The 19,199-nt window shown below is 35.6% G+C and carries 23 protein-coding genes, 1 pseudogene and 1 riboswitch; of the genes and pseudogenes, 8 read left to right on the forward strand and 16 right to left on the reverse strand.

The window, feature by feature from the left end:
* Positions 1-24: 24 nt before the first annotated feature.
* Positions 25-852 carry an SPL family radical SAM protein gene (locus tag H7K77_RS19500; RefSeq protein ID WP_186580443.1) on the reverse strand — a complete coding sequence of 276 codons (828 nt, stop codon included), beginning with the start codon at positions 850-852 and terminating at the stop codon, positions 25-27.
* A gap of 406 nt (positions 853-1,258) precedes the next feature.
* Between H7K77_RS19500 and H7K77_RS19505 the strand changes: the two genes are divergently transcribed.
* Positions 1,259-1,393, forward strand: coding sequence for a DUF4023 domain-containing protein (locus tag H7K77_RS19505; RefSeq protein WP_186580445.1), 135 nt, complete (start codon positions 1,259-1,261; stop codon positions 1,391-1,393).
* A 37-nt stretch (positions 1,394-1,430) separates the two neighbouring features.
* Here H7K77_RS19505 and H7K77_RS19510 read toward each other — a convergent pair whose 3' ends face one another.
* From H7K77_RS19510 to H7K77_RS19520, 3 genes are all read right to left on the reverse strand, one after another.
* Positions 1,431-2,123 (reverse strand): YjjG family noncanonical pyrimidine nucleotidase, encoded by a 693-nt coding sequence (locus tag H7K77_RS19510; protein WP_186580447.1) that lies wholly within the window; start codon positions 2,121-2,123, stop codon positions 1,431-1,433.
* 26 nt (positions 2,124-2,149) lie between these two features.
* Positions 2,150-2,389 (reverse strand): hypothetical protein, encoded by a 240-nt coding sequence (locus H7K77_RS19515; protein ID WP_186580449.1) that lies wholly within the window; start codon positions 2,387-2,389, stop codon positions 2,150-2,152.
* Between the two features lie 154 nt (positions 2,390-2,543).
* Entirely contained in the window at positions 2,544-4,055 is a 1,512-nt protein-coding gene (locus tag H7K77_RS19520) for an MDR family MFS transporter (RefSeq protein WP_186580451.1), read from the reverse strand.
* A gap of 205 nt (positions 4,056-4,260) precedes the next feature.
* Here H7K77_RS19520 and H7K77_RS19525 point away from each other — a divergent pair, with 205 nt between their 5' ends.
* Positions 4,261-5,151, forward strand: coding sequence for a TetR/AcrR family transcriptional regulator (locus H7K77_RS19525; RefSeq protein WP_186580452.1), 891 nt, complete (start codon positions 4,261-4,263; stop codon positions 5,149-5,151).
* A 301-nt stretch (positions 5,152-5,452) separates the two neighbouring features.
* Here H7K77_RS19525 and H7K77_RS19530 read toward each other — a convergent pair whose 3' ends face one another.
* The 3 genes from H7K77_RS19530 to H7K77_RS19540 all read right to left on the reverse strand — a co-directional run bounded on the left by H7K77_RS19530 (position 5,453) and on the right by H7K77_RS19540 (position 7,162).
* Positions 5,453-5,692 (reverse strand): hypothetical protein, encoded by a 240-nt coding sequence (locus tag H7K77_RS19530; protein WP_186580454.1) that lies wholly within the window; start codon positions 5,690-5,692, stop codon positions 5,453-5,455.
* A 310-nt stretch (positions 5,693-6,002) separates the two neighbouring features.
* Entirely contained in the window at positions 6,003-6,413 is a 411-nt protein-coding gene (locus H7K77_RS19535) for a hypothetical protein (protein ID WP_186580456.1), read from the reverse strand.
* A gap of 32 nt (positions 6,414-6,445) precedes the next feature.
* Positions 6,446-7,162, reverse strand: coding sequence for a 5-formyltetrahydrofolate cyclo-ligase (locus tag H7K77_RS19540; RefSeq protein WP_186580458.1), 717 nt, complete (start codon positions 7,160-7,162; stop codon positions 6,446-6,448).
* Positions 7,163-7,290: 128 nt separating this feature from the next.
* Between H7K77_RS19540 and H7K77_RS19545 the strand changes: the two genes are divergently transcribed.
* Complete coding sequence (locus H7K77_RS19545; protein ID WP_186580460.1) at positions 7,291-7,806, forward strand: DinB family protein; 516 nt, start codon at positions 7,291-7,293, stop codon at positions 7,804-7,806.
* 41 nt (positions 7,807-7,847) lie between these two features.
* Here H7K77_RS19545 and H7K77_RS19550 read toward each other — a convergent pair whose 3' ends face one another.
* The 5 genes from H7K77_RS19550 to H7K77_RS19570 form a co-directional block, all read right to left on the reverse strand.
* Complete coding sequence (locus H7K77_RS19550; RefSeq protein ID WP_186580462.1) at positions 7,848-8,549, reverse strand: aspartate/glutamate racemase family protein; 702 nt, start codon at positions 8,547-8,549, stop codon at positions 7,848-7,850.
* 58 nt (positions 8,550-8,607) lie between these two features.
* The gene (locus tag H7K77_RS19555) at positions 8,608-9,168 is read right to left on the reverse strand and encodes an NAD(P)/FAD-dependent oxidoreductase (protein ID WP_186580464.1); all 561 of its coding nucleotides are present in this window, start codon (positions 9,166-9,168) and stop codon (positions 8,608-8,610) included.
* Between the two features lie 668 nt (positions 9,169-9,836).
* Positions 9,837-10,286: a hypothetical protein gene (locus H7K77_RS19560; protein WP_186580466.1), complete on the reverse strand. Its 450-nt coding sequence runs from the start codon at positions 10,284-10,286 to the stop codon at positions 9,837-9,839.
* 72 nt (positions 10,287-10,358) lie between these two features.
* Positions 10,359-11,078 (reverse strand): tubby C-terminal domain-like protein, encoded by a 720-nt coding sequence (locus tag H7K77_RS19565; RefSeq protein WP_186580468.1) that lies wholly within the window; start codon positions 11,076-11,078, stop codon positions 10,359-10,361.
* Between the two features lie 237 nt (positions 11,079-11,315).
* On the reverse strand, positions 11,316-11,831 hold the full coding sequence (locus H7K77_RS19570) for a YehS family protein (protein ID WP_186580469.1): 516 nt from the start codon (positions 11,829-11,831) through the stop codon (positions 11,316-11,318).
* A 218-nt stretch (positions 11,832-12,049) separates the two neighbouring features.
* On the opposite strand from H7K77_RS19570, the gene H7K77_RS19575 reads away from it, so the two are divergent.
* Positions 12,050-12,772, forward strand: coding sequence for a DUF2161 domain-containing phosphodiesterase (locus H7K77_RS19575; RefSeq protein WP_186580471.1), 723 nt, complete (start codon positions 12,050-12,052; stop codon positions 12,770-12,772).
* 75 nt (positions 12,773-12,847) lie between these two features.
* On the opposite strand, the gene H7K77_RS19580 is transcribed toward H7K77_RS19575, so the two are convergent.
* From H7K77_RS19580 to H7K77_RS19590, 3 genes and pseudogenes are all read right to left on the reverse strand, one after another.
* A complete protein-coding gene (locus H7K77_RS19580; protein ID WP_328701169.1) occupies positions 12,848-13,930 on the reverse strand; it encodes a DUF3231 family protein in 1,083 nt (360 codons plus the stop codon).
* A gap of 85 nt (positions 13,931-14,015) precedes the next feature.
* On the reverse strand, positions 14,016-14,492 hold the full coding sequence (locus H7K77_RS19585) for a hypothetical protein (RefSeq protein ID WP_186580473.1): 477 nt from the start codon (positions 14,490-14,492) through the stop codon (positions 14,016-14,018).
* Between the two features lie 245 nt (positions 14,493-14,737).
* Positions 14,738-14,962: pseudogene (locus H7K77_RS19590) on the reverse strand (glutathione-dependent formaldehyde dehydrogenase); the annotation flags it as partial.
* A 214-nt stretch (positions 14,963-15,176) separates the two neighbouring features.
* On the opposite strand from H7K77_RS19590, the gene H7K77_RS19595 reads away from it, so the two are divergent.
* The 4 genes from H7K77_RS19595 to H7K77_RS19610 all read left to right on the forward strand — a co-directional run bounded on the left by H7K77_RS19595 (position 15,177) and on the right by H7K77_RS19610 (position 16,620).
* Complete coding sequence (locus H7K77_RS19595; protein WP_186580475.1) at positions 15,177-15,383, forward strand: hypothetical protein; 207 nt, start codon at positions 15,177-15,179, stop codon at positions 15,381-15,383.
* Positions 15,380-15,676 carry a spore coat protein gene (locus H7K77_RS19600; protein WP_186580477.1) on the forward strand — a complete coding sequence of 99 codons (297 nt, stop codon included), beginning with the start codon at positions 15,380-15,382 and terminating at the stop codon, positions 15,674-15,676. Before H7K77_RS19595 ends, H7K77_RS19600 begins: the two co-directional genes overlap by 4 nt.
* 138 nt (positions 15,677-15,814) lie before the next feature.
* Positions 15,815-16,261: a YndM family protein gene (locus H7K77_RS19605; RefSeq protein WP_186580479.1), complete on the forward strand. Its 447-nt coding sequence runs from the start codon at positions 15,815-15,817 to the stop codon at positions 16,259-16,261.
* A gap of 179 nt (positions 16,262-16,440) precedes the next feature.
* Positions 16,441-16,620 carry a hypothetical protein gene (locus H7K77_RS19610; RefSeq protein ID WP_186580481.1) on the forward strand — a complete coding sequence of 60 codons (180 nt, stop codon included), beginning with the start codon at positions 16,441-16,443 and terminating at the stop codon, positions 16,618-16,620.
* An 86-nt stretch (positions 16,621-16,706) separates the two neighbouring features.
* On the opposite strand, the gene H7K77_RS19615 is transcribed toward H7K77_RS19610, so the two are convergent.
* Positions 16,707-18,398, reverse strand: a complete 1,692-nt coding sequence (locus tag H7K77_RS19615) for a methyl-accepting chemotaxis protein (protein ID WP_186580483.1) — start codon at positions 18,396-18,398, stop codon at positions 16,707-16,709.
* 225 nt (positions 18,399-18,623) lie between these two features.
* Positions 18,624-18,713, reverse strand: a riboswitch (cyclic di-GMP riboswitch).
* Positions 18,714-19,199: the final 486 nt, after the last annotated feature.

Below are 19,199 nucleotides of genomic sequence, written 5' to 3' on the forward strand. Positions count from 1 at the left end.
TTATATAATAACTTACCTGGATTATCAACTCGGGCTAAATCCACTTTGTGAAACACCAATATCAATTCCTGAACCTCTGAATTCCTCTTGCAACATTTTTAACACCACTTTATAAGCTGTAGGATTATACCACTTTTCAAGACCAAGTTGTTTATAAATGTCTTCTACCCCTAGTTTATCTGTCCTACGTCCACCACTTCCATCCCCCATCCAAAAGTCATCGATCGTCACTCTTTTAGCAATCTGTTTTAACTTGCTCGGAAACTCTCTTGTACAAGGTAGTAATGGTGCAATTGTAGCTTGTGTCATAATCCCAGCATCCGTTATCTCCTCCAGGGCTTTCATTCTTGCAGGGATTGGAGGTGCTTTCGGTGAAAAAGCTTTTCTTACTTCTTCTTTGTCGGTTTCAATTGTCATGGAAACACGGAGTTTATCTCCAAATTGTTTAAAAAGATCAATATCCCGCTTAACTAAAGGCGATCTAGTTTGTAAGTGAATGAATTCGGGTTGAATCCTAATCATTACTTCCAAAAGACTTCTTGTTAATTTAGTCTTTGCTTCAATAGGTTGGTAAGGATCGGTTGAGGATGACATAAACAACGTTACAGGTCCTTTTTTCTTAGACTTAACTAATTCCTTTTCCAGAATATCTGCTGCATTGGTTTTAATGTCAATCCATGTTCCCCACTCTTGATCACGATATAACGAAATAGGCATTTGTCGTACATAACAATATTTACAACCAAAGACACAACCAGCATAAGGGTTTAATGAATGGGTAAAGTCATCAATTGCTCCTGAAGCCTTCGTTAAAATGCTTTTAGAGACGATATCCTTTAACTCAGGTTTCACTTTGACAATCTCCTTTTTTATAAACTATTTATAACATATCACTATACATAGAATCTTACCTGTGGGAAAGGAACAGTCTGAAGATCCCACAGAGAGCGAGGGGACTACTTGAACAATCATCTTTGCGCCCTTGCACCGAGGAAGCCCACTTCGAAGCGTTACTAGCAGACGCAGGTGCATGCACTTTTGCGACCGAGGAGGCTCAGCGCGAGCCCGCGGAAAGCGTAGTATATTTCCGGAACGGTTGACCAGCATTTATTAAGATTGTAAAAAGTTAGTTACTGCAGATTCCATCTCAACTATACAATAAAGGTTTCTCTTATAAGCAAGAATAGCCATTGTTTTGCATGTATTAAATTTATCAGGAAGGTTACCTTAACAATGAGGTTATAAGGAGGTATTTCTTATGGATAGTACACATGAATTTGTAGAGAAATTTAATGAAAACAAACGAAAACAAGAAAGAAATAAAAGAAGACAAGGAAATGGTCGTCCAAGTAATAAACTTCCTAGCAAACAGCATAATGACAGCAACAGTTAATAAAAGGTATGGGTGGTTCCTCGATAACCACCCTTTACTATTTCACACCTAAAATAGCATACAGCTCTCGTAGGTGACGAATTTCATAAGTCGGTTCAACATTTAAATCGTTTGATTTGCCTATTGGATTAACCCAACACGTGTCAAGTCCTGCTCGTTGCCCACCTTTAATATCAGCACCTAATGAATCTCCAATAATCAGAGCCTCCTCTGGATTGAAATCAGGAATTCTTTCAAATGCGTAATCAAAATATTCCTTCATCGGTTTTTGGAAACCAGTATCCTCTGAAACAAAGACGCCTCTAAAAAATGGATATAATCCAGAGTCATGCAACCGTTTATACTGCGTCTTGGAAACACCATTCGTAACAATATACAAATCATAATTATTTTCAATAGTAGTAATTAAATCCATCGCACCATCCATTAGCTGCTTTCCTTGCCCTAAGTATTCGCGATAACTTTGTTCCATAACAGCCCCATCGACTTCTTTTCCATATATTTTGAAAAAGCGTGAAAAACGGGTATTAAGTAACTCATCACGAGCTATCTCGCCTTCCTCATATTGCTTCCATAATTCTGTATTGACAAGTTTATATTGCTGTTTCATTTCATCAGTTAATTCGAGCCCTTTTTCATTAAATAGAAATCGCAGTGCCGCACTTTCAGCTGCTCCAAAATCCAGCAATGTATCATCAATATCGAACAATAATGTTTTGTAGTACTTCAAATTCCTCCGTCTCCTCTACCCACTTTTTATAGCTCAATCCCCTGTTCTTCTAACTGCTTATATATTTCTTTTAATTTCGGTTTTTTGGCAATAATACTTCTCGCACTATACGCCAGATTCATCACATCACTATTTTGTTCCTTTTCAGGTAATCCTTTTTGATTGAGGTAAGTCTCCTGTAACGTAAGCTCTAACAATTGCAAAATCGAGCGTTGAGTTTTTACTGCTTGTAACAGCAATTCTTCCTTTTCGGTACTAGTACTCATACTTTCACTCCAACTCTAATATTTGTCCTGAGCAGATAATAACACATCCAACTCATCAGAGCCACAGGGACTGCTTTTTGTCATTCAGGTACCATCCCAATAAAAAAAATCAGACACCCTAGTAATTACACTAAAGTATCTGATCTATAGACTATTAGTTCTCCACTAAGGTAGGAACTACACCTTTATCATTATCACCTGAAGGCTTTGTTTCAATCGGACTATCTTGAGGTGTGGAACGTTTAATGAAGAAAGCAAGTACAAGCGCCACAACCGCGATGATCGAAGCAATGTAGAAAGCAAAATTAATTCCTTCTAGCATAGACTCAAGCATAATTTGTTGTTTCATATCCACACCTGACGCTCCGTAGCTTTTCGCAATATCCGTTGCAGCAGATTCTGATCTATTAGACATTAGCGTTACGAGTAGCGCTGTTCCAATTGCACCAGATACTTGGTTTAGTGTATTGTTCATCGCTGTTCCGTGCGGATAGAATTTTGCTGGTAACTGATTTAAACCGTTTGTAGAAACAGGCATCATAACCATTGAGATCCCAAACATACGGACTGAGTTTAATATAACTAAATATGTGTAAGTGGAATCTAAAGACAACTTTCCAAATAGATAAGTGGTTACTACTGTAATTGCTAACCCAGTTACAGCTAAGATTCGACCACCAAATTTATCAAATAATCTACCTGTAATTGGTGACATAAATGCCATCACAAGTGCACCAGGAAGCATTAATAATCCAGCATCCATCGGTGAAATACCACGAATAGTTTGGACATAAATCGGAAGTAGAAGCATTCCAGAGAACATCGCCATATTTAGAACCATCGTAATCGATGAAGATAAAGCAAACATTGGATATTTGAATATTCCAAAGTTAAGCATTGGTCGTTCTTGCTTCCTTTGACGCATGATAAAGGTTACAAGGGATACAGCCCCAATAATAATAGTGCCGTAAACGAGTGGACTATCCCAACCTTTATTCCCTGCAGAGCTAAAACCGTAAAGGATCCCACCAAAACCAACACTTGATAATAATAGAGAAAGAATGTCGAGACGGATATTAACCTTTTCCTTCTTGTCCTTCAATAAGACGATACCAAGTAGAAGAATTAGTGCTGCAATTGGAGTTACAAAATGGAATAACATTCTCCATTCATAACGCTCTACAATCCAACCAGACAAGGTTGGGCCAATTGCTGGTGCAGCCATTAAGATTAGACCGAATACACCCATAGCTGCTCCTCTTTTTTCAACTGGAAAGCTAACTAACATAACATTCATTAATAGTGGCATCATAATTGCGGTTCCGGAAGCTTGTAGCATTCTTCCAGCAAGCAACAACGGAAACACGTGTGACATACCTGCAACGATTGTTCCAATTGTAAACAGAGTCATTGCCGCTATAAATAATTTTCGAACAGAATACTTTTGAATTAAAAATGCCGTTGTCGGAATCATAATTCCGTTCACCAGCATAAATCCAGTTGTTAACCATTGCACCGTAGCAGTTTCGATTTTTAAGTCAATCATAATAGATGGTAATGCTATATTAAGCAAAGTATTATTTAAAAAAGCTATAAAAGCTCCAACCATTAGGACAGCTAGTATTCCATAGTTTGGACCACTAGTCTTTTGTGTAGTTGAATTCATGGATGTTTCCCCCTTATACTATCAGTTCATTTGTTTATACCATTTGTTCACATTGCAATATCATATACCAACAGTCCAAGGATTGCAACAATAATTTTCTCCCATAATAAAAGGGTTTGTTAGTTTCCACACAATAAGGTATGATGATCATTAGACTGACAGTATAATACGAATTTATAAATAGAAAGAAACTAAAGGTGATTTAATGAATAGTCGTAAGCAGCATGTGATAAGGAAGTCACATGAATTATTTATTGAACGTGGTTTTCAAGCAACATCTATTCAGGATATTTTGGATTATAGTGGCATTTCGAAAGGGACATTTTACAATTACTTCACATCAAAAAATGAATTACTGATCTCTATATTTAGAGAATTACACTCTAAGATGGAACAAGAACGAAATGAATTACTTATTGGCCAAGACCCATCCGATATTAATGTCTTTGTTCAGCAGTTTGAGTTACAGATGTACATCAATAAAAAAAATAGACTAACCACTCTATTTGAAGAAGTATTGATCTCAAATGATCCTGAACTGAAGCAATTTTTGAAAAGGGCACAGTTAAAAGTAGTTGAGTGGACTTATAAACGGTTCGTTGAGATATTCGGTGAGGAAAAAAAGCCATATTTGCTAGATTGCGCAATAATGTTTATTGGGATCTTACAGCAAAACATGAAGTTCTATGTATTAGATCATGATCGCCATACAGGGATTTCTAGAGTAGTACAATATAGTGTTAAGCGGGTGGAACGGATCGTTGAGGAACTAGCATTATCGAAAGATCAATTACACGATCCAAGTTCCTTAGACAAATGGCTTCCTGACCATCTTACTGCCGATCGAACCTTTCAAGAAGAGCTCAATGAAATAGTTAACGAATTAAAAACGACAATACGGAGCGATAAACCTGATGATCGTAAATATTTAGAACTAATAAATTTTATCCAAGAGGAACTACTACACGAAACAAATCCCCGACCTTTTTTATTAGAAAATGCACTACAACCACTAATAAATTCAGAGTTATTTAATCCAAAAGAAGTGGGACGGTTGAGTAAACTTGTATCTCGATTCTTTAAGAAAAAGACATGAGCCTTATCGATAGGCTCGTGTCTCTTTTGATTACTATGGGCTTTGGGAGAGTTTTTGGGCTTTGACGCATATCTCCTTTTTTTGGTGCATTTCCAGTCCATTTTGACGCATTACTTAGAGGGAATGGCGCATATATCTCCCCATTTGACGTATTCCAATTCTCGAATGACGCATATCCTTATAAAATCATTAATCAAACAGCCTCACTCCTATTTAAAAATTAAAAAATGCCAGGCTCGGGGAGAACCTGACACTAGCTACATCCATATTCGTCTACATATTTCCTCTGCTGAAATCATTACTACTGCATATTTCTTAATTCATCTAATAACTGTTCCGTTCGTTTAGCATTACCTTCTGCAAAATTTTGTAGCCGCTCTTTTAAATCAGGATTATGGTGAACTCGCTCTGCAGTTATTAAATATTCTCTCATTAACTTTACTTCCATGTCATGAGAACTTTGCAGGATATGCCTTAAATGGTCCTCACTCAAATAATCCTCACGGTCATGATCCCTATCGTAATCTTGTTCATGATTCAATCAAATCACCTCACGCTTATACTTATCAAAAAAGCCAATTTTATACACCCCATTGGGTGCCTGTCACCACCCGAATTTTGTCGATGGATATAAATATCCACACTTTTTGTCAGTATTAATATTTCCTTGGAAATATTTGCGGGTATTTGCTATTTCATGAAACAATAGTTCCACTCCCACTATCTTCTAATAGAAATGAAATATCACACGTGTTATAATTTAAATAGGCAAAGGACGAACATTGAATCAGGGGCAAGCCCTCTACATTCAGTGTTCGTCCTTTTTTTACAATATGCATACGAGCAACTCGCTATGGAGCAAATGGGAAATAGGTGAAAGCCACAATGAACACCAAAAATCCTCCACACCAGATGTATAACAAACTGAAAAATAAATCTAAAACGATTAAACCCCATCGCTGCCATGCCTGTTTCTTAAGTGCTGCTTTAATCCATCGATAATTAATCATTCCCAGTAAATAGACCCCTAACACTATAAAACAAGGAAGAACCCATTTCCCAACTGTTTGAGATGATTCATTATTAACTGTTTCAAAGAATCCAGACTGAAATTTAATAATCTGACTAACAATAATAAAAACAGTAACTAGAACTCCACCAATCCCGCCAATCCATTTCTTTTCTTTATTAGTTAAACCGATTATCAAACACCAACCAGCGACAGTAAATAACAAAAATAAAATGTAATCGATCTTTAACATCCCCCTTTAGAATTAGTACTTAAGCGCTAGAATTACTTATTCGTTAAAACGCGAATCTCCCTTAACACTGGCATTTCTTCTAACTCTTCCTCGGTTACTAGTTCCCACTTTATTCCACTAGGTTTCGCATAGGTTGAATTAGTTTGTATTAATTCTGTCTCTGTAGCGATCCAATCCACAGTTAAATCAAATGAATCTCTAGGTATATCCGCATCCGTTAATTGGGCACTATGAATGGTACCTATAACAGGAACATCTGGATTTCCAAGTTCTCTTATAATTGCATACTCCCTATCTGCATATCCTTCGCCTTTGCCAATTCTTCTGCCATCTCTATGTAAAGCCACAGATCCAACGAAAAATAGATCAATTTTCGGCATTTCAGATAAAGAGATTTCTTTCCCGTAAGATTTTATATGAGAGAGACTAGCGGCCTTTCTTTCTTCTCCCTGTGGAACCCATTCGGGCTTAACCATGATAAATCCTGCTTTTAATCGCGGAGTAGGAACAAGCAATATCTTTCCATCTTTTAATATTTGCGCACGAATCGGTAATTGTGGCGCATCAGGGTTAACCTTGATAACCTTTGCTTTCATATATTCAGGAATGGTCGTCACAAAATGTGCCGCCTTCTCTGCCCCTTTAAAATTAGGAATACGCTTGTGCAACGGGAAGGGGAATCTTCCAAGTTTATTTTCCGTAAAATAATTCCATTTCAGTTCACGAATTTCTTGTTTGGTTATTGTCATTTATTACACCTACTTTATTTTGCTATTTATACTTCATCATCGTTCAAAAGTTATTTACAAGTACGTCAACTATACCTATTATTAGTTTAACAGATTTTTACTAATACATTTAAAAAGGATGTGATTTCGTGCTGTCAAAACCAACACCAAATGAGTACCCAAAATTTTACCATACCTATATAAAACTTCTGGAGGATGAAAACTTAGAAATTCTTCTCCACCAACAAGCCAAAGAACTTACCACCCTATTATCATCTATTTCTGAAGAACAGTGGAATTTCCGTTATGAACCTGGCAAGTGGAGTGTAAAGGAGCTAGTAGGACACTTAATTGATAACGAAATTATCATGCATTATCGTCTGATCCATATCTCAAGAGGGGATGAAAAACCGATCTCTGGCTACAATCAAGAAAAGTATATTGCAGCATCAAATTATCATACATACAGCCCAGATCAACTTATCAATTATTATAAAAATGTCCGTCAAACTACACTTTTCACTATGAAAGGAATAACTGATGAACAGTGGTTAAGGACTGGTAAGATCAATGAAGGTTACCAAATCTCAGCACGTGCCATTGCCTATATTATAGTTGGGCACGAATTACACCATTTAAAAGTTTTGAAAGAAAAGTACATTTAAATATAAATCAAAGGCTAGGGAACCAATTCCCTAGCCTTTGTTTATTTCTTTTGAAATATAGTATCGACTATTTTATTAACGTGAATTTCTGTTGTATTGAACTGCGGAATAATTAAATCTTCTTCTTTTATAATCATTGGCAATTCTGTGCATCCTAGTATAATACCTTTTATACCGTCTTCTTTGATCATTCGTTCGATAATACCTAGATACTTCTGCTTCGTCTCTTCATTTACAATCCCATTTTCTAACTCAGCGACAATTGTTTCATGTATATATATTTGCTCTAGGTCAGTTGGCACTACAATATCTTTATTGCCTGAAAGGAATGGTTGTTTAAAAAAATCATTTTCCATTGTGAATTTAGTTCCAATCAGTCCTACTTTATCCAATCCTAATTGAAGCGTAGTCTTATACGTTTCTTCCACTATACTTATCATCGGAATACCTACTTTTTGTTGCACTTGGTCAAAAACTATGTGTGGGGTATTAGCAGAAATAATCGCAAAATCAACCCCAACTGCTTCTAACTTATTCACCGCTTCGATAAGATAATCAGCTAAGCCACTCAAATCGTCGTTCGTTATCAATTCAAACACTTTATACATATTAATGCTGTTAATAAATAGTTCAGGCAACACTTCTTGGCTACCAATTCTCTCTTGATATTTAGAGATGATCGATTGGTAGTAATCTACAGTTGATTCTGGCCCCAATCCCCCAACAATTCCTACTTTATTCATCAAATCCTCCTTAATCTCTATGAGAGTTTTAGACTCTATCCATAGTTATTCGGCTTTCTTATTTTTTCATGTCGTGATCTACATAACGCTCCCCATTCAGTTCACTTAATAAATTGATAGCCACTCTTGCCCCGTCACCTGCAGTAACAATCGTATGTACACTAACTCCGGCAACAGTTCCAGCTCCCCAAATGCCATTTACATTGGTCTTCCCTTGTTCATCCAAATCTAGAATCGTTTTGACACGTGGTTCTGTACCCTCTTTAGTAGCCAGACCCACTTTGTCTGCCAAATCAGTAGCAAATCCAGTAGCTAAAATAACATGCTGTGCTTGATAGGAACCTTGATCTGTTTCAACTAAAAACCCGCTATCTTCCTTTGTTATATTAGTCACTGATCCATCTACATATTCAGCACCAAAAGTCTTGGCTTGTTTACGACCAGTCTCCACAAGGTCTGGTCCATCCACTTCATTTACTCCATAGTGATTTTTAACCCAAGCACGCTTCGTTACCCCTTTATCGTTATCAACTACAATCGTTTTCTTTCCAGCTTTTGCAGTAAAAATTGCTGCACTTGATCCCGCTGGTCCTCCACCAACAATTAATACATCATACATTTTGTAGCCCCCAATATTTTAATTATTCTAATTGTAAAATAATCAAAAACACTAGTAAACTAATGTGCAGTACTCTAGAAAGCCTCACCTTACATTTCAGTGGGATATGTCGACATTTTTAGCATGATATTGGATTCTTACAGCTTATCAAATTACTATTAATTCATTTTCGTTGACCATCTTTGCAGTTTCTTGTTCATTAGTCCCACGAATAACAACGGTTGCTGTCATTTTCCACCAAACAATTAACAGTATCCCACAATTATTTCCACGGAAATAATTGTTTTGACAAAATGTTTTGTCGATTATTTTATCATTTCGAAATTAACCCATTTTATTACTCTATTTGTAGAATTTTAGCTTTATTCCCCATAAACCAAAACCTATCCTTATAAAAAACCAGAAGAGCCATTACTCTTCTGGTTTTTCAAACTGATCTACTTTTCCACCGATTCCGCCAAAGATACCTAGAATGATTAAAAGTAATACCCCTAGCATTTTCTTCCATGTACTTTTTTTCATATGAGCACTCCTTTTCAAGGCTTCCTACTAGTTAAATGGAGATTTTAACTATAGTATAACAAATCAATTTCTCAATATTAACTTTGCAAAAAGTCACGTGGCACTCTGAAGGACCACACATTTTTTTTAGATAGTCTGGCTTTGCTTCAAGCCTGATCTATTTTTCTTATGTGAAGAAATTGCCCTATATTGATAAACACTAGACTAAAGATCAACAACAATAACCAAAGACGATAGCCAAAATTCAAAGTTGCAGTATCATGATACAAAAAAACTAATAAAAACATAACACCACTTAAGAAAAAATCAGAAAATATAGATTGTATTTGTTGTTTTTTCCACTCAGTACCCATTCTCTGCTTTTCATAATGATCCACTTTCTTATAAATAGGGATGAGTGACATAGTAGACTCCCCTTTTAGTAAACTATAAATCGCTTCAAATAGCATGATAATACCAATTCCGAGGTAAAGTTGCGTGTGGGTAATCTCAAACCTATTCTCTAAAAAAAATAGTCCAGTAAAGTTAAAAACAATAAGTCCATTCATCACCAGAAATTGTACTTGTCTCATTTTCTTTATTTCTGACTTATCCACCTAACCCCTCCAATACAAAGCATTTAACCTTTTTCAGGCTAATCAAGGATTATCTCACGACTCAGTTTTGCTTCATTGTCCGAACTCATAATTAAACAAAATATAAACCATAAATAGAATCGGAGCGATAGTTGCATGTGTTTCATTTACCACCAGTTGATAAACTGAATTTCTAGTTCTTTTTCCAGTTGCAACAGTAACATCATCTAGGCTAATTTCTGTTTTAGATCCGATGCCTAGCGATTTGAAATGAAAGGAATCACCATGATAGTCCAAATAAAGACTTTCTTTTAACTTTGAGGCATTTTTCAAAGAATAGTCTGTCCGAACTGTCCCTACCTCTACCTCATTCATATAGAGGGTCCATTCATTATTTCCACGAAGCTTATTTTCTTTTTTTCCTCTAAATAAGAATTCATCTCCATTAGATAAGGAGAAGGATAGATTAAGATACCATTGTCCTGGTTTTCCCATTGTATCTGCAACTAACCGCTTCCATCGACTAGTATAAAACCGATGAAATGAACCGATATGCACGTTATGATTGTATAGCTGTTTGGGCGCCTCAGATACTCGATCACCTAGTCGTGTTACCAAATAGGTATCTTTTTCCTCAGGTTTAAAATCACGATCTTTATTATATTGCGACCTCATTATAAAGATAGCTAATAAGGCACCTATAGGGAACATAAGTAAAAGATACAGTTGATTTACATTGAATTCTCCATAAACGATGTACCTAAGAGATAACCCAACGAAACCCGCTAGAAATAAAACAAGTAGTTTAGTCATATCTATCTAACCCCTTATCATTAGATTTTTTGATTATTTATTATGTAAAAGTTGTCTCATAAACTAGTATCTATAATTAAATGAACACAACTAGATTCATTCTATTACAAACAACAGTATTTCAATTTAATTTTAACACATTTTGCCAGTACATTTCTAAACAAACCAAAAAGGCACTCCCTATAAATTGGATAGCGCCTCTTTTTATTAACTTATTTTAATATTTATAAAATATTCTTATCCTCTATACCTTAACGCCAGCCCCTTCAAAAAATTTCTAGCGTAACGATCACCGCAAGGCTTATAATTTTTATGTCCTTCTTTTCTCAACAAGGCACTCAATTCACCTTTCGTCACCATTACATCCACTGACTCTAGTATTTCTAACATATCCTCACTTGTTAGGGATAACGCTATTTTTAACTTCTTAAGCAAGACATTATTTACACTCGCATTTTTCTTTATCGACATCACAGGTTTATCTGATTGACCTTGTTTCGGATCCTGTTTCCCTCTTTTATATGTAATTAAACCATTTAAAAATGATTCTAAAGTGACGTTATCGCATTCTGTATAGTCTTCATCGATATAGCCATCTTCATCGTAGCCATCTCTAGACTTTACGAGGAGCTTTTGCAGGTCTACATCACTTATGTTAATGCCACCCAGCTTAAATATCTCTATCATTTCTCTATCTTTTAGGTCTAAACCATATCTCAAACGAATTAATATATCATTGTTATTCATATCCATCTTGTAAATCCTCCTAATATCCATCCATTTCACTCTATACAAATCTAGTATAGTTTTTGCGTCTATCTTAATTAACACTTCTGACTGAAACTAAGCTTAACACTATAATGACTTATTTTATAGGAATAAAAATCTTTAAGCTATCAACAAGCTAGAAACTTCCCCTATATGATAAAATTGTTTTAGTAATAGTTTTTAATTGGACGGTGCAAACATATATGAAAGAAACGATAAAACTGAAAGAAGCAGATTTATATAAACCAATTCAAAATCATTTTGTACGTGAAGGCTATGAAGTTTATGGAGAAGTGAAAGACTGTGATATGGTTGCTGTTCAAGATGATGAATTAATTATCATCGAATTAAAATTAAACTTAAGTGTTGAACTTCTTATCCAGGCAACAAAAAGACAACGATTGTCCGAGCAAGTTTATATAGCTGTACCAAGACCAAAAAAATATAACCCTCGTTCCAAACGTTGGCGAGATATATGTCAATTAGTTAGACGGCTTGAATTAGGCTTGATCCTGGTATCCATTACAGGAAAGTCTAAACGAATGGAGATTATCTTTGAACCTACAGCATTTAACCGAAAAAAAAGTTTAAGTCAACATAAACGGAAGCGCCAAGAAATATTAAAAGAGATTGATGGACGAAGCGCGGACTTTAATATCGGCGGTTCTAACCGTACACAAATTATGACTGCTTATCGTGAAAATTGCATCCAAATTGCAAGTTATCTCAAGCAAAATGAAGAATTATCACCAAAGGCCTTAATCGAATTAGGAACAGGTAAAAAAACACAATCCATTTTATCCAAAAACTATTATGGTTGGTTTGACCGTATTAAGAGAGGCATGTACGCTCTCAGCGAAAAAGGAAAACAGGAGCTGGAAGAGTACCCTGATCTTTTGGACTTTTATAGTACAAGTAAAGATTAAGAAAGACAACTGCCAAATTAAATTACTGGCCAGTTGCTCCCATCTTTACGATACTTTTTTTGGAAATTATTTATATTATCTATTGGACCTTTTGTCCCCAGTGGACATGTCAGAGAGCCTTTGCCGATCTGGAGCAGTTGGGGGCTCTTCCAACCACCCTTTATCAATAATTAAATTCAATCCCTTGTTTGCATATTTTGCTATGTCTGCTGTTAATAATGCAAATTGACCATGCAGATCATGCCTCATCATTTTGGAGACAGCCATGCCGTAGTTTTGAATACCAATCCCTGTTGCTAGTGAGGTATGATACAACATTAATTTATCTGAGAATGGTGGTGTAGTTGAATCTGTAATATGAGCATCCATTGTGCTTGGTGTAGGTAAGTTAGCACTCATTAGAAATTCTCCCATTTCTCTTATTTGTCTATCCGCTATTTTTGCACCTTGCTGAAAATACTTACGGACCTTATCAGAGGATGCCACCTGACTAAAGCCTAACATTAAGGCTTTACCCAAAATGTTAGTATTAATATTAAGTTGTAAATGTTTAATCTCTAAACTTGTTAATGGCCTATCCTTCCCTGCTAATAAGGAAATAAAAGATGCATTTTCAACAAAATCGACCTGTTTAGGATAAGGAATGGAAGGTGGATAGATGCTTTTCCCTTTGGAAAGTAAAAGACGGCTTCCCTTTTCATAAGTAAGCACTGTATCGTCTAAACACATTTTAAAATAATCTACGATATCCTCTCTTGAAGAACTGGAAAGGGCACTCGCATAGGTTGTAAGACCTTCAATAGCCATTTGCGTGACATAAAATACCATAAATAGATCACTAAACAGACCTGGTGCATCTTTCCTCAAGTCTTGTTCCCCAAAACCAACAGGCTTCGGTATCTGCTCCTTCGCATATATTTCTTCTAATGAATTTATGTGTTTTCGAGAAATTCTTAATGCAAACTCCAGAAAATCTTTAACCTCATCGTCTTCCACTACAGTAAGATGATGTTCAAATACACAAGTGAATAAAGAATCTCCTAAATAGTTGGAATATAAATCACCTAATTCAGATGAGATGAGCTTTTTATTTTGTTGATGTTCGTAAACTTTTTTCATTCCTCCTGTTTCTTGTTCAGATGTTTTTTCGTTATCCACACTTATCAAACCTCCAACTATCAGTTTATGGTCATTATTTTTATCATAAATACGTTTCCCCGCATCATTCCTATAAGCTTACTTATTACCTATTAACTTTCATCCTCCATTTACTCTCTACTAAATACTGAACTCCGTATAGTAAATATGCTTTGTAATGTAAGTATAGGAAGAATTGAAGGGAATTTATTCTATTTAAACCAACGATCCTCAGTTTTTTTAGTATATGAATAATCACGAAAGCAAACATTCCGTCTGCAACAATATTAAGAAACAGAAACTTCTTAAAGTTACCGAATGAGTATTTAAGCAGCCACATCGATAGAGGCATATATGGACCAATGCTAAACGGTAGTTCATTTGTCATAAATGATTTACGTTTGTCATAAAACTTCCACCAGTTACGCTTTTGTCCAAACTTGTGATTTAATATTTCAAAGACAACGATAAAAATCCCTGCTAGAGAGAAACGTTTAAAACTGCGCTTGCCAATAAAAAGTAAGGATGCCCAAGGAAATACTATAATACAAATGTTAAATAATAAATGCCTCTTTGACATCATGACTGATACCACCACCCTACCCACTTTGATATAACCACTTTTAAGATTTACATATTGTGAATAAAGTATGCACTAACTGATGAGTTAACTCTTTTAAACAAACAGACCTACTCACCACTCTTGGTTTCAGCAATTGTTCAAACGTTTGTAATAGTTCCATTTCCCAACACAAAAGTTAATGTAAAATAAGATGTACCCTATAGAAAAGACATCAAATCAAGTCCATCTAGAGTACATCTAGCAGCCTAAGGTTTCAAAACAACTTTAATACAGTTATCCATTTTTATATCAAAAATTTCATAGCCATGCTTAGCCTCACTTAATGGTAAGGGGTGCGTGATAATATCACTCAGGTCTACCTTGCCATCCGCTATTAAATCGTGTAAGTATGGCATATAGTGAATCACTTGAGCTTGTCCTGTTTCTATATTCACATTACGCTCAAAAATATCTCCAAATGGGAATCCACTTAAGCAATCCAATCGTTTTCATGTTTAAAAGTTCATGGGTATCCATTGTTTCATGGAAGGCCAAATCTTCTTTCCCCATCGGCAAACCTCCTCGCTATTCATAAAACTACCGGTATTTTGTCCACCAATACCACTTCGTATGCATCTTTTAGATTTCGTATAAATTAATTTGTATTACGCAATCTATGTATAACTATCCTTGAGGAGTGAGGGAATGACAGATAAATTAGCTCTTCATGAACGATTAGAGTTACACGAAATGTTAACATTTAGAAACTTATGCTTAACTAAATCATCCACCATGCATGGATTAGTCGGTTGTGAGGATTTAAAGGCTATCTTATCTACAGATGTAACAGAAGGAAAGCAGCATGTAGAACAATTAACAAATTTATTAAAAAATAGGGATGTGGTATCATGACCAATATGATTCAAAAGGTCGCCGGCATGGCAGGTATGACAGACCAAGTTATTGCAACAGACTTTTTAATTTCTACAAAGTCAGCAGTTCGAAATATGACATTCGCTTTGACTGAATCGGTTACGCCCGAGGTAAGAGATGTTTTACACGACCAGCTAAATTATGCAATCGAAGCCCACGAAAAAATAAGTCAATACATGATGGACAAAGGCTACTATAATCCAAGTGATCTAGAGGAACAATTAGCAGTTGATTTAAAGGCATCAAAGGCTGCAATGAAACTGGCTAAATAACATGGCATTTACAGAGAGACTTGAGAGTAACTTCCTTAATAATCTTGGTAAGCATCAATTACCAACTAATCTTTATTGAACATGAGAATAAGTTTTCCTGTATCTTTAAATAATAAGGGATGAAAAGGAGGACAAGTCATGAAACATGGTAAAGCATTACTAATAAAATTTGTGGCTACTCTAGCCCTTCTTTATATCATTCTTGACCTCATGTACGCTATGACCTTTGGTGAGGTTTTTGCCTTAACTGCAGTCTTAGGAATTGTAGCGTATCTAGTTGGAGACATGTTTGTATTACCAAGAACCAATAATACGATTGCGACCCTTGCTGACTTTGGTTTAGCTTGGCTGATTATATACTTGTTTGCAGATGGTACAACGATCGCAGACAATCCTTTTACTATCTCATTAATAGGTGCAATAGGAGTAGCAGCATTTGAAATGTTCTTCCACCGCTATTTAGCAAATAACACGTTGCCAGATGAAAAACAAAGTCCAGCAACAAGAAACCTTCAATACCAAACGGAGACATCTGAAGAGTTATTGGCAATTGTCTCTGATAATGAAAAAAAGAAAGACGAATAACATCAACAAGGGCACAGTGGATTACTACGCACTGTGCCCTTAAGTTACATAATTTTAAATAAGAATAAGAACGTAATCTATATTTTTTATTTCGGAACAAAATCCTAGTTTTAGACGTCACATTTGAACAATATGCTAATATATAATTAAGAAAAAAATACCATTTGGAGGTGTGACCTTTGGATCAAGTCTTACTATTTGGTGTATTAATTACATTGTTTTCCCTGGTAACCATTAAAAAATTAAAAGAAGAGACAAGAATACAAAAAATATTCCATCTAGGTTCCTTAGCACTAGGTATTACATTCATCATACTATTCATACTCCAATTCACTACCTATGTGTCTTATACTAGTTAATTACTAAACTAACTAAAAAGCCACTACAATTATCATCAAAGGATAAGTGTAGTGGCTGTAAAGATTTAATACGAAAAGTACAATGCCTATACTCTAAACTTTCTAATCATCTCTCTCAAATCCTCCGCCATATCAGCCAAGTTAGAAGCAGATGCAGTTACTTCTTCCATCGTAGCTAACTGTTCCTCAGATGAGGATGCAATATCCGAAGTACTTGCAGCCGATGTTTTTGCGATGTTGGATACTTCATTAATAGAAGCATTAACTTGTTCCATACTTGCAGACATTTGCTCTGATACAGCTGATAGTTCTTGCACTTCACCACTTACATTTTCAATAGAAGTTAAGATACTAGCAAAACTTTTTCCTGTATCCTCTACTAAAATCATACCCTCATCCACTTCTTGCGTACTGTTGTTCATCATTTCTACCACTTTAACTACATCGCTTTGAATGAATTGAACTAAGCTTGATATTTGGCTTGCAGAGTGTCTTGATTGTTCTGCTAGCTTACGAACTTCATCTGCAACAACAGCAAATCCCTTACCATGTTCACCAGCTCTTGCCGATTCAATCGCAGCATTCAAGGCTAGTAAGTTAGTCTGTTCTGCTATATCTGTAATAACATCAATTATTTTTCCGATCTCATTTGAATTTGTATCCAATTCCTTAATAACACTGTTCGTTTCATTTGTAGAGTTATTAATCGACTTCATTTGACCAACGACCTTCTGCAACATGTCATTACCAATAGTAGCTTGGTTTGTTGTATCTGATGCAGACTCTGCCACACTTGAAGATGTATCTGCAATACGACCAATACCAATCGACATTTCACTGATCGCTGTAGCACTTTCTTCTGTTGCTTTTCCTTGTACTTCTGATCCGCTAGCAACCTCTTGAATTGCTGTAGTAACCTGATGAGTGGCAGTCGTTGTTTGTTCTGCACTTGCCATTAGCTCTTCAGCAGAAGATGCCACTTGTTCAGATGTGCCACTTACATTGACAATTAAATCCCTTAAATTAATAGTCATTTGGTTAAACGATGCTGCCAGTTCACCAATCTCATCATTATTTTTCACTTTCAATTCGTCAATCACTAAGTTTCCACTAGCAATTTCTTGTGCAGACTTCGATATTTGTTTGACTGGTTTAGAAATGATTCTACTAATATATAAAGCGATAATTACTCCAAGAATCATGGCGAAAACGCTAATGATAATAATAGAAGTTTTACTTGCCTTTGCTTTGGCAGAAAGGTTACTACTTACCTCCTCAATGTTGGTTTCTTGATAAGTACGCGCCTTTTCTCCAACCTCAGTAATTTGTTGCGTTAATCCATTTCCTTGTTCTTTCATTAGCGTAGCTATTTCTTTCGTCTTCTCTTGCCTCTTTAATTCAATCAGCTGCTGAGCTAATTGATTATATTTGCTCTCGACTTCTATAAATTCCTCCACTACCTGCTCTACTTCTGTTGTAATGTCTAATTGAAGAAATTTATTTGCATTTTCGGAAAATATACCTGAGACTCTATTAAACTCTTCAATGTTTCCCTCGTCCCCATTCGCTAAGTATCCACGAACAGTAATCTGTTCCTTAAGAACTGCATTTTCCATATCAGTAAGAATACTTAGTTTTTTAAAACTATCATCAATCGAGTCTGAGTAGTTTTTATCTACAGTGGTAAATTGAATTACTGTAACTACTGTAACTGCGGCAAGTAAAAGTAATACAGAAAAGAAACCTGCTAATAACTTTTTGGATAGATTAAATTTCATTTAAAACGCCCCTATTCATCTTTGGTGTATTTTTATTCATGTTAGTTTTCAAGTAGGTGTTTAAAGATAACTAATTCATAACTTGTGAAAATTAAGTACCTATTTCTGAATCATAATCATTTATGTGAAAATTTCTCTATAATCTATTTATTCACCAACACTTCCTTTCCCAAAATAAAAGAACCCTATTTTATAGGGTTCCTTTAAATAATGTATCATTACTTAATTGGCAACTGGCTGACATAGAATAACTGATATTCGTTAGTCCCTCTAGTTTTGCGTCACTATTTTTCAATAGCTATGCCCCTACTTAAAGATATTCTTTTTTAATATAATATTTACTATATAGCAAGTTTATATTTTACACAATTGGACAAATTGTGACGAAATTTTCATCCTTATTAATAGTTATACACAAAAGCCTGCCATTAACCGAAAACACCCCATCTTACAAGTGTCGATACGCTGACCTCCAATTATTGGAGCTTGTTACAGCAAATTATCTCCTTTATAATTATTAACTTTTATGCATAACCTCCCTGAAATTAATAGCCGCTACTTAAAGTAAACTTATTATTTTTAATTGCATAGTTGAGACAAAATCTTCAGCAATTAACTCCTTACAATTTTTTGAGTAAATACTTGGCAACCATTCCGGAAATATACTACGCTTTCCGCGGGCGGAGCTTGAGCCTCCTCGGTCGCCAAAGTGCGTGCACCTGCGTCTTCTAGTAACGCTTCGAAGCAGGCTTCCTCGGTGCAAGGGAGCAAGATGGTTACTCAAGTAGCCCCCTCGCTCCC

Source organism: Aquibacillus kalidii (assembly GCF_014280935.1).
Taxonomy (GTDB): Bacteria; Bacillota; Bacilli; order Bacillales; family Amphibacillaceae; genus Aquibacillus_D; species Aquibacillus_D kalidii.